Genomic DNA, 9,163 nt, shown 5'->3' with positions numbered 1-9,163 from the left:
AACGGAAGACCATCGAACATCGCCGCTTGCTCCACCGCAAGATCGCCGCTTAATATCAACCCCAGGACGAGGCCCGCACTCCGCTAATTTACGCCGCGAGTTGTGCCAAATGTTCTGACGACGGACAGTGAATATTGCAGACATCATGAAACAGACTGGGGCGCTGGATTCCATATCACGTGAACTGGGTGTCGACCCCGCAACAGCTCGTACCGGAGCAGAGGCGCTGCTTCCCGCCATCCTCGGCGGCTTCAAGAAGCAGGCGCAGCCCGCGCCGGGCGGTCTTGGCGGACTGATCGACATGTTGGGCGGTGCCGGCGGCGGCGGCCTGCTGGAGGCGGTGACCGGCAGTGCTCCGACCCCCGCAGCACCTGGCAATGAAATCCTGGGCCAGATCTTTGGCTCAAAGGAGGTCAGCCGGACTGTTGCTGGCCAGGCATCGCAATCGACCGGGATCGATCCTGCGCTGCTCAAGAAGATGCTGCCGCTGCTGGCCATGGCCGTCACCGGGTATCTGGCCAGCCAGAAAGCGGGCGGCGGGGCCAGTGACACCGGACAGGGCGGCGGCCTTGGCGGCATGCTGGGCCAGGTTCTCGGCGGCGTGATGGGCGGCGGTCAAGGCGGAGCGGCGCAAAGCGGCGGTCTTGGTGGTCTTGCCTCGCTGATCGACCTCGACGGCGATGGCAATCCACTCGACGACATTCTGGGCATGGCAGGACGGCTCGGCCGCTGACACGGGCGGCGCAGCCTACCGGTCTCATGGCGCCACACAGGCGTAAGGGGGAGAGCCAATGATACGCAAATTCGCAGCCGAATTCGTCGGCACATTCTGGCTGGTATTCGGAGGCTGCGGTTCGGCCGTCCTGGCCGCCGGATTTCCGGAGCTCGGCATCGGGTTCACCGGTGTCTCGCTGGCCTTCGGCCTGACGGTCCTGACAATGGCCTATGCAGTCGGCGGGATTTCCGGCGGCCATTTCAATCCCGCGGTTTCGCTCGGGCTGGCGCTGGCCAATCGGTTCTCGTGGAAGGAGCTGATCCCGTACTGGATCGCTCAGGTGGTAGGCGCGGTTGCCGCCGCAGTCGTGCTCTACGCCATCGCCTCGGGCAAGACCGGGTGGAGCGCCGGCGGTTTTGCATCGAACGGCTTTGGCGACCTGTCCCCCGGCGGCTACTCGATGCAGGCAGCCCTGCTGATCGAGATCGTGCTGACGGCAGGGTTCCTGATCGTCATTTTGGGGGCGACATCAAAGGCGGCCCCTTCAGGCTTTGCGCCGATCGCGATCGGCCTGGCGCTGACCCTGATCCACCTGATCTCGATCCCCGTCACCAATACCTCGGTCAATCCGGCCCGGTCCACAGGCGTGGCCCTCTTCGCCGACACCGCGGCCCTGGGCCAATTGTGGCTGTTCTGGGTCGCCCCTCTTGTGGGTGCGGCGATCGGCGCCTTGATCTGGCGGGTCATGCTGTCACCTGGCGAATCACCGGAAAACATCGGCAACGATCAATTCGTGGACGTCAGCGTGACGCACCTGGAAATCCGCAACTGAGGAGGAAGAGACTATGGGTTGGATCATTGCACTGATCGTGGGCGGCATCGCCGGCTGGCTCGCCAGCAAGGTGATGAACCGTGATGCCTCGATGGGCATTTTCTGGAATATCGTTGTCGGCTGCATCGGCTCGCTGATCGGCAATGCGGTTGCCGGACCACTGCTCGGCATCAGCGGCAGTGTGCAGGAATTTTCTCTGACCGGGCTGATCATTGCCTTCGTCGGCGCCGTGATCCTGCTCGGGATCGTCAACATGGTGCAGCGCAGGAATATCCGCTGAACCAGGCGGACTTTCGGGTGGGGTGCGCCTCACCCGAACATCCGTCACGTTTTCCGGCTGAGCCCGAATGCCTGCGATTGTGCGGGTGGGCGATGTGCCGCCCTTACCTTATTCCTGATTTACTTCCATGATCCGCAAGGCCCGCTGCTTTCCGGCACGATCGGGCCATGAAATTGACTGCCCCGGTCTCAGGCCGAGCAATCCAGCCCCAACCAGCGACAGGATCGAAATGCGTCCCGCTTCGATGTCAGCAGCTTGAGGATAGACAAGTTGCAGCGTGCGCTCGACGCCACTCGCTTCGTCAACAAATTTTACCGTCGATTGCATGGCCACCACATCCCCCGGCAGCCGGGAATCCGGCACAACCTTGGCGCGGTTGATCTCGGCGAGGAGCAGTTCGGCCACCTGCGGCAGCCGCTCTTCCGCCTCGATGGCAAGATTTCCGATCCGTTCAGCGTCGGTTTCACGAATCTGGATCGGTGGCCGGGCCCGGGCCTTGCGATGGGTGGTCATGGTGTTTTCTCCGTCAGCGCTGGTCATGCAGGCGCGGTGCGCTGGAAAAGCGCGATGTAAAGGCTGATGCTCGGTTTTGCCCCGGACTGCGCCGGACGTGGCTCTCGCTGTCCGGGGCTATTGGCCCACGAGAAGCGAACTCGCATGGCAGCGCTGACGCTGACGTGTGGCAAACCGGTACATGACACGATGATGGCTGCAAGCGATCCTCAAGTCAAACCAGGTGTCACGCCCGATCAGTGCAGCAGCGCCTTTTGCAGGCCATTTGCCACGCAATAAGCGTTGTTCGGAGCAAGGGCGACATGCAGCCTGGTGGCCTGGGCCAATGCCGGCCGGACAAGATTGATGACTGCACTGCCGCCGGTAAGGACAATGCCGTCATCGTGGATATCACGGCTCAGTTCGGGCGATATCTGGCCCAGCAGGTTCACCACCATCCTGGTGATGCCGGCAACATGCTTTTCCACCACGGGAAGCAGATCACCTATCGGCAGTTCCAGGGCTGCGGGTAATCCGTTCACGAGGTCGCGTCCCTTGAACCGGATCGTGGCGGCAGGGGCTGCCTGATCCTGGAGCATCCTGACGATGTCGCGTTTCGCGTGTTCAGCAGTGTTCATGCCGATGAGAAACTTGTGCTGAAAATGGAGATGATCGGCAATCGCGCGATCAAGCGCATCGCCTCCGCCGCGTAGGGATGCAGTCGCGCAGATTCCGCCCAGTGACAGGACGGCCGCCTCCGTCGTACCGGCACCGCATTCCACGATCATGGAGCCGCGGGGATGATCGACCTGAAGGCCTGCTCCCCACGCGGCAGCCAAGGGTTCCGTCAACAGTGCGACAGCCCCCAGACCAGCATCGTTTGCCGCGGTGAGCAGCGCGCCACGCTCTGCGTTGGTAGCGTCAGCTGGCACTCCGATGATTGCGCGAAAGGAGCGGAGCCTGCGCTGGCCGACACTCGATCGCACGGCATAGGCCAGATAGTCGCGGGCCGCCGCGATATCGCAAAGCACCCCGCGATGCAGAGGGCGCACGATGCGCAGGTCTCCGGATGCACGCTCCTACATGGGGCCGACGGCAGCTCCGGCAGTGACCAGTTCACCGGCATCGACGCGCCCCGCGAAGCAGCAGAGCGACGGCTCATCGAACAGGACACCGCCATCAGCCGACACCACCCGCGTATTGGCCGTGCCAAAATCAATCGCGAAATCGGCCTTGCCAGCGCCGGGAAACAGTCTTCTCATCTCGGCCCGATAGCAGTTGCTCCAGGGGAAGTCTTCCGAGAGCTTTCAACCTCCTGTTGCGGGCTTAGAAATCCGATTCCTATCCCTGCCTTCGGCCTTCCTTCATTCCACTGCAAAGTCGATGGGCCAGCTTGATTTGACATACGTGAACCCAGTGGCCGGACTATCAATTATCCAGGCTTCACGCCGCGCCGGAAAAGATGTCACAACAACTCGAAGCTGTCGGCACGAGCTATGTCCCACACGTTCTTGTAGAAACTGGAGTGACAGCTTCCGCTTAGCAATTCTCCTTCGGCCAGGAAGGTATGAAGTTGCGAAAACAGGCGGACCTCGGTCTGACTGACCCGACGCACCAAGTGATGCGGACCGATCTGGCTGGGATGATCGAGGCCTGCGGCGGCCAGCATTTCCGCCAGCGCATGAAGCGTATTCCGGTGAAAATTAAACACGCGTTCGGCCTTTTCGGGCACCACCAGGGCGCGCTGGAGCAGCGGATCCTGCGTCGCGACGCCGACGGGACAACGGTTGGTATTGCAGGACAGCGATTGAATGCACCCCAGAGCGAACATGAACCCTCGCGCGGCATTCACCCAGTCGGCACCCAGGGCGCGCGTCGCAGCGATGTCGAAGGCGCTGACTATCTTTCCCGCAGCGCCGATCCTGATCCTGTCGCGCAGGCCCGTGCCGACCAAGGTGTTGTGCATAAAGAGCAGGCCTTCCCGCATGGGCATGCCGAGATGATCTGAAAACTCGAGAGGCGACGCGCCTGTCCCGCCTTCTGCGCCATCGACCACGACGAAATCGGGCAGGATGCCTGTGTCCATCATGGCCTTGACCATACCCATGAATTCCCACGGCTGGCCAATGCACAGCTTGAACCCGACAGGCTTGCCGCCGGAAAGCTGCCTGAGCTCCGCGATAAAGGCCATCAACTCGTTCGGCGTGGCAAAGGCACTATGCCGGGCAGGAGAAACGCAGTCCTGGCCCATTGGCACACCGCGGGTCTGGGCGATCTCTTCTGTGATCTTGCTCGCCGGCAGAATTCCGCCGTGGCCAGGTTTGGCGCCCTGGCTGAGCTTGATCTCGATCATCTTGACCTGCGGATCTGTGGCTTTCTCCTCAAAGGCTCGTGGGTCAAAGCCGCCATCGGCGTTTCTGCAGCCGAAATACCCGCTGCCGATTTCCCAGATCAGATCGCCGCCATGGTGCCTGTGGTGCGGACTGATACTCCCCTCGCCGGTGTCATGGGCAAAGCCCCCCAGCTTTGCGCCTTGGTTCAAGGCCAGGATGGCGTTGGCACTCAGCGCCCCGAAGCTCATCGCCGAGATGTTCACGATTGATGCTCGGTAGGGTTGCCTGCAATCGTGGCCACCAATGTCGATGCGGAACGTGGCGGGATCACCGGGGGGCACCGGGCGGTTCGAATGCCCGATAAATTCATAGCCGCTTTCATAAACATCGAGTTGGGTGCCAAACGCGCGCTCGCTGCTTTCGTTCTTTGACCGCGCGTAGACCAATGACCGCTGGCTCCGGGAAAACGGCAGCTGCTCATGGTCATCCTCGATCAGATACTGGCGTATCTCCGGACGAATATCCTCGAAAAACCAGCGCATACGACCAATGATCGGGTAATTGCGCCGGATCGAATGGACCGGCTGCGCGAGGTCAAACAGGCCGATCAGCGCCAAGACCCCCGAAATTGCGAAAACGGAGACGGCCCAAGCCGCAGGGAGAAAAGCACTAGAGACAACAGCCGCAAGAAGGGCGCAGCCAAAGACCGAGAAACGTTTCAAGAACAATGCAAAGCTCCGTCAGCACGACCACAATTGCCAGCACGGTAGCACGTCTATCGAAAAGTCGGTCACTCTCGCTTATGCACGCAAGCAGTAGCCCACCCCAGCGTCGGACCCAGGAAATTTCAATGACCAAGATTGATGAAAAGCTTGAACCCATCCTCGCCGAGGTGCTGCGCCGCAATGCCGGCGAAACCGAGTTTCACCAAGCCGTCATCGAGGTGCTGGAAAGTCTCGGGCGCGTGATCGCCAAGAAGCCCTATTATGCCGATCATGCCCTGATAGAGCGTCTATGCGAGCCTGAACGTCAGATCATTTTCCGCGTGCCATGGGTTGACGATCAGGGCCAGGTGCAGATCAATCGTGGCTTTCGCGTGCAATTCAACTCCGCGCTCGGCCCCTACAAGGGTGGCCTGCGGTTCCACCCTTCGGTCAACCTCGGGATCATCAAGTTCCTTGGGTTCGAGCAGATCTTCAAGAATGCGCTGACAGGACTGCCGATTGGTGGTGGCAAGGGCGGCTCGGATTTTAATCCGCGTGGACGCTCTGAAGGTGAGATCATGCGTTTTTGTCAGTCATTCATGACTGAATTGCAACGGCATCTGGGCGAATACACCGATGTGCCTGCTGGCGACATAGGCGTTGGCGGGCGCGAGATCGGTTACCTCTTTGGCCAGTTCAAGCGCTTGACCAATCGGTACGAAGCTGGGGTGCTGACCGGCAAGGGGCTGGTCTATGGCGGCTCACGGGCCCGGACCGAAGCCACCGGGTTCGGGGCAACCTATTTCGTCTCGAGCATGCTCGCCACTAAGGGCATGGATTTCGAAGGACGCAAATGCGTGGTGTCCGGGTCCGGCAACGTGGCAATCTACACGATTGAAAAGACCCGGCAGTTCGGCGGCATCGTCATCGCCTGCTCGGACTCGAATGGCTACATTGTCGATGAAAATGGCATCGATCTCGATCTGGTCAAAGAGATCAAGGAGATTCGCCGCGAACGGATCTCGCAGTACGCGCGCAGGAAAGGCAACGGCACCCATTACATTGAGGGCGGTTCGATCTGGGAAGTTCCGTGTGATGTTGCCATGCCATCGGCTACGCAGAACGAGTTGACCGGCAAGGATGCACGCACACTGGTCAAGAACGGGGTGGTGGCTGTGGGCGAAGGGGCGAACATGCCCTGTACGCCCGATGCCGTCCGCGTCTTCCAGGGCGCGGGAGTGCTGTTTGGGCCGGGCAAGGCGGCCAATGCCGGCGGAGTTGCGACTTCAGCCCTGGAAATGCAGCAGAATGCCTCGCGCGATAGCTGGAGCTTCGAGAAAACCGAGGAACGCCTCGCCGCCATCATGCGCAACATTCATGATACCTGTGCCGAGACCGCCGAGGAATACGGCGCCCCTGGCGACTATGTTCTGGGCGCAAATATCGCAGGGTTTGAGCGTGTAGCAGCTGCCATGACAGCCTTTGGCGTCATCTAGGGTCAGGACCCATTAAATTGCTTGCGCAGACGGTGATTGGTTGATTCAAGGTCAGCGTCGAGGAGGCGCTGGTCGTGGATGTTCCGTTTCTGCTGAGCGAGGCGCAGATGCGCCGGATCGAGCCGTTTTTTCCGCTTTCGCATGGCATTCCACGGGTAGACGATCGCCGGATTATCTCGGGCATCGTTTATGTCATCAAGCACGGTCTGATGTGGCGCGATGCTCCGAAGGGGTATGGCCCGCACAAGACGATCTACAACCGGTTCGTGCGCTGGAGCCGGCTCGGGGTCTTTAACCGCATCTTCGCCGAACTGGCTGGCGCTGCCGGCGCGCCCGACCGGATTATGATCGACGCGACGCATCTCAAGGCGCACCGCACGGCATCCAGCCTCCTAAAAGGGGGGCTCTTTCCCGATGTATCGGGCGCACCAAGGGCGGGCTGAACTCAAAGCTGCACACGGTCTGCGATGGGCAGGGTCGGCCGATCGTCATGCTGCTTACCGAAGGGCAGATGAGCGATCATAAAGGCGCAGTTCTGCTGTTTTCACGGCTACCCCAGGCCAAGGAACTGCTGGCTGACAAGGGCTACGACAGCGACTGGTTCCGCCACGCCCTTGCCAGCCGCGGCATCACCCCATGCATCCCGCCAACCGCCAATCGCAAGGTCCAGCACGCCTATGACAAGCAGCTCTATCGCCAGCGCCACAAGATCGAGAACCTGTTTGCCCGTCTCAAAGACTGGCGACGCATCGCCACCCGCTACGACCGCTGCGCGCACATCTTCATGTCCGCTATCACCATCGCCGCAACCTTCTGCTTCTGGCTCTGATCAATGAGTCATCGTGTAATTGTGGCTGCTTCCCTCGGACCTCGGTTGAGGCGCACACTTCTGGTTGTCAAATCCTGAAGGAAGGAAGCAGCCATGAAGCACTATGCCGGATTGGACCTGTCGATGGAAAGCACGCAGGTCTGTATCGTTGATGACAATGGTCGGAAGGTCGTATCGGAGAAGGTGGAAAGCTCTCCGGAGGCGATCGCGATGATGCTGGAGCGATACAACTCAATCGAGCGGGCGGTGATCGAAACGGGCCGCATGTCGCCGGCGATCTGCCTTGGTCTGCGTGAACTGGGCGTCCCGGTGGTGTGCATCGATGCCCGCCAGGCGCACCAGAGCCTCAAGGCAATGAAGGCAAACAAGACCGACCCTCACGATGCCGCCGGTCTCGCACAGTTGGCGCGCACCGGCTTCTACAAGGAGGTGCATGTCAAATCTCCGGCAGCGCATGGCGTTCGCAGCGTGATCACAGCACGCAGCCATCTGGTGGAAGCGCGTGTCCGGCTCGACAATACGATCCGCGGTCTCTGCGCGACGTTCGGCTATCGGCCCGGCGCAGGTCAAGGGAAGGCCTTCCTCGAACGGATCATGCAGGCTGCCCACATTCCGGGCCTTGGCGACGCCATCGCATCCTTGCTGGCCGTGCGCGCAGAACTGGTCGAGCAGATCAAGGAAATGGACCGCCGCCTGCGCCTCATCGCCAGCCAGTCACAGGCCTGCGAAATCCTGATGACCATACCGGGTGTGGGCGTGCAGACATCTGCTGCCTTCGCCGCTGCAATCGATGAAGCCGGACGCTTCCGACAATCGCGCAATGCCGGCGCCTACTTCGGCCTGGTGCCCCGACGCCATCAGTCGGGCGAGCTCGACTGGACAGGCAGGATCACCAAACAGGGCGACGGCGCCGTACGGAAGCTGCTGTACGAAGCTGCCAACTCGATCCTAACCCGGAGTCGTGAGACCTTCGACCTGAAAACATGGGCCATGAAGATCGCCAAGCGTCGCGGCCTGAAGAAGGCTCGCGTCGCCCTTGCCCGCCGCCTCGCAGTCATCATGCATGCCATGCTGCGCGATGGCACTTTGTTCCAGGCGTGAGGTAGGATAGAACCTGTTTGCCAGCGGTGAAGCGTCGCAGCTGATCCGAGGGCGGTGTCCCGCGAGGGAACGCAGGGACGAACGATCTGCGAAGGTAGTCAGATGGGCCGACAAGCCCGCGTCGAGTCAATGCAACGTTCGCCTCTGTGAGACCCGATACAGCACGACCAGGCTCCGGTCCGGCCAGTGCGGACAGATCCATGAAACCCTCAAGGGATCAACACCGCCTAGCTCTGCAATTACAGATCCTGACCCTAGTCATCTGGAACTGAAGTAAGCATCATTGTATATGCTCTTGTCAGACAGGTGGGAGCGTTGATGGTGGCGGGTAGACAGGCAGATTTGGTCGTATTGAGTGGCGAGGACCGGACGTTTCTCGAA

The 9,163-nt window shown here is 60.8% G+C and carries 9 protein-coding genes and 1 pseudogene; 6 read left to right on the top strand and 4 right to left on the bottom strand.

What is annotated here, in order from left to right:
• Nucleotides 1-145 precede the first annotated feature (145 nt).
• The 3 genes from QMG56_RS22775 to QMG56_RS22765 are packed head-to-tail and all read left to right on the top strand — an operon-like array spanning nt 146 to nt 1,827.
• Nucleotides 146-733, top strand: a complete 588-nt coding sequence (locus QMG56_RS22775; protein ID WP_196805593.1) for a DUF937 domain-containing protein — start codon at nt 146-148, stop codon at nt 731-733.
• Nucleotides 734-791: 58 nt separating this feature from the next.
• The gene (gene aqpZ / locus QMG56_RS22770; protein WP_281825154.1) at nt 792-1,547 is read left to right on the top strand and encodes an aquaporin Z; all 756 of its coding nucleotides are present in this window, start codon (nt 792-794) and stop codon (nt 1,545-1,547) included.
• 13 nt (nt 1,548-1,560) lie between these two features.
• Nucleotides 1,561-1,827, top strand: a complete 267-nt coding sequence (locus QMG56_RS22765; RefSeq protein WP_006952121.1) for a GlsB/YeaQ/YmgE family stress response membrane protein — start codon at nt 1,561-1,563, stop codon at nt 1,825-1,827.
• A gap of 108 nt (nt 1,828-1,935) precedes the next feature.
• On the opposite strand, the gene rnk is transcribed toward QMG56_RS22765, so the two are convergent.
• The 4 genes and pseudogenes from rnk to QMG56_RS22750 all read right to left on the bottom strand — a co-directional run bounded on the left by rnk (nt 1,936) and on the right by QMG56_RS22750 (nt 5,380).
• Nucleotides 1,936-2,340 carry a nucleoside diphosphate kinase regulator gene (gene rnk, locus QMG56_RS22760; RefSeq protein ID WP_281825149.1) on the bottom strand — a complete coding sequence of 135 codons (405 nt, stop codon included), beginning with the start codon at nt 2,338-2,340 and terminating at the stop codon, nt 1,936-1,938.
• A gap of 236 nt (nt 2,341-2,576) precedes the next feature.
• A pseudogene (locus tag QMG56_RS22755) lies at nt 2,577-3,383 on the bottom strand (rod shape-determining protein); the annotation flags it as partial.
• Nucleotides 3,384-3,398: 15 nt separating this feature from the next.
• On the bottom strand, nt 3,399-3,581 hold the full coding sequence (locus QMG56_RS23385; protein ID WP_309298605.1) for a hypothetical protein: 183 nt from the start codon (nt 3,579-3,581) through the stop codon (nt 3,399-3,401).
• Between the two features lie 203 nt (nt 3,582-3,784).
• Nucleotides 3,785-5,380, bottom strand: a complete 1,596-nt coding sequence (locus QMG56_RS22750) for an FMN-binding glutamate synthase family protein (protein ID WP_375713759.1) — start codon at nt 5,378-5,380, stop codon at nt 3,785-3,787.
• Nucleotides 5,381-5,502: 122 nt separating this feature from the next.
• Between QMG56_RS22750 and gdhA the strand changes: the two genes are divergently transcribed.
• From gdhA to QMG56_RS22735, 3 genes are all read left to right on the top strand, one after another.
• Nucleotides 5,503-6,852: an NADP-specific glutamate dehydrogenase gene (gdhA, locus tag QMG56_RS22745; RefSeq protein ID WP_281825157.1), complete on the top strand. Its 1,350-nt coding sequence runs from the start codon at nt 5,503-5,505 to the stop codon at nt 6,850-6,852.
• 107 nt (nt 6,853-6,959) lie between these two features.
• Nucleotides 6,960-7,681, top strand: a protein-coding gene (locus tag QMG56_RS22740) for an IS5 family transposase (RefSeq protein WP_375713758.1) whose coding sequence is annotated in 2 segments (ribosomal slippage) — nt 6,960-7,245 and nt 7,245-7,681 — 723 coding nt in all. Because the reading frame shifts where the segments join, the coding sequence is not laid out codon by codon here.
• A gap of 93 nt (nt 7,682-7,774) precedes the next feature.
• Nucleotides 7,775-8,782: an IS110 family transposase gene (locus QMG56_RS22735; RefSeq protein WP_281825143.1), complete on the top strand. Its 1,008-nt coding sequence runs from the start codon at nt 7,775-7,777 to the stop codon at nt 8,780-8,782.
• Nucleotides 8,783-9,163: the final 381 nt, after the last annotated feature.

Origin of the sequence: Sphingobium sp. BS19, assembly GCF_027925545.1 — a bacterium.
GTDB lineage: Bacteria > Pseudomonadota > Alphaproteobacteria > Sphingomonadales > Sphingomonadaceae > Sphingobium.
The sequence above is the reverse complement of the archived record's forward strand: the minus strand, read 5'-3'. Positions and strand labels throughout refer to the sequence as shown.

Coding starts and splice junctions, on each gene's coding strand:
- QMG56_RS22765 (WP_006952121.1), top strand. CDS start 1,561: ATGGGTTGGATCATTGCACTGATCGTGGGCGGCATCGCCGGCTGGCTC.
- QMG56_RS23385 (WP_309298605.1), bottom strand. CDS start 3,581: ATGAGAAGACTGTTTCCCGGCGCTGGCAAGGCCGATTTCGCGATTGAT.
- aqpZ (WP_281825154.1), top strand. CDS start 792: ATGATACGCAAATTCGCAGCCGAATTCGTCGGCACATTCTGGCTGGTA.
- QMG56_RS22735 (WP_281825143.1), top strand. CDS start 7,775: ATGAAGCACTATGCCGGATTGGACCTGTCGATGGAAAGCACGCAGGTC.
- rnk (WP_281825149.1), bottom strand. CDS start 2,340: ATGACCACCCATCGCAAGGCCCGGGCCCGGCCACCGATCCAGATTCGT.
- gdhA (WP_281825157.1), top strand. CDS start 5,503: ATGACCAAGATTGATGAAAAGCTTGAACCCATCCTCGCCGAGGTGCTG.
- QMG56_RS22775 (WP_196805593.1), top strand. CDS start 146: ATGAAACAGACTGGGGCGCTGGATTCCATATCACGTGAACTGGGTGTC.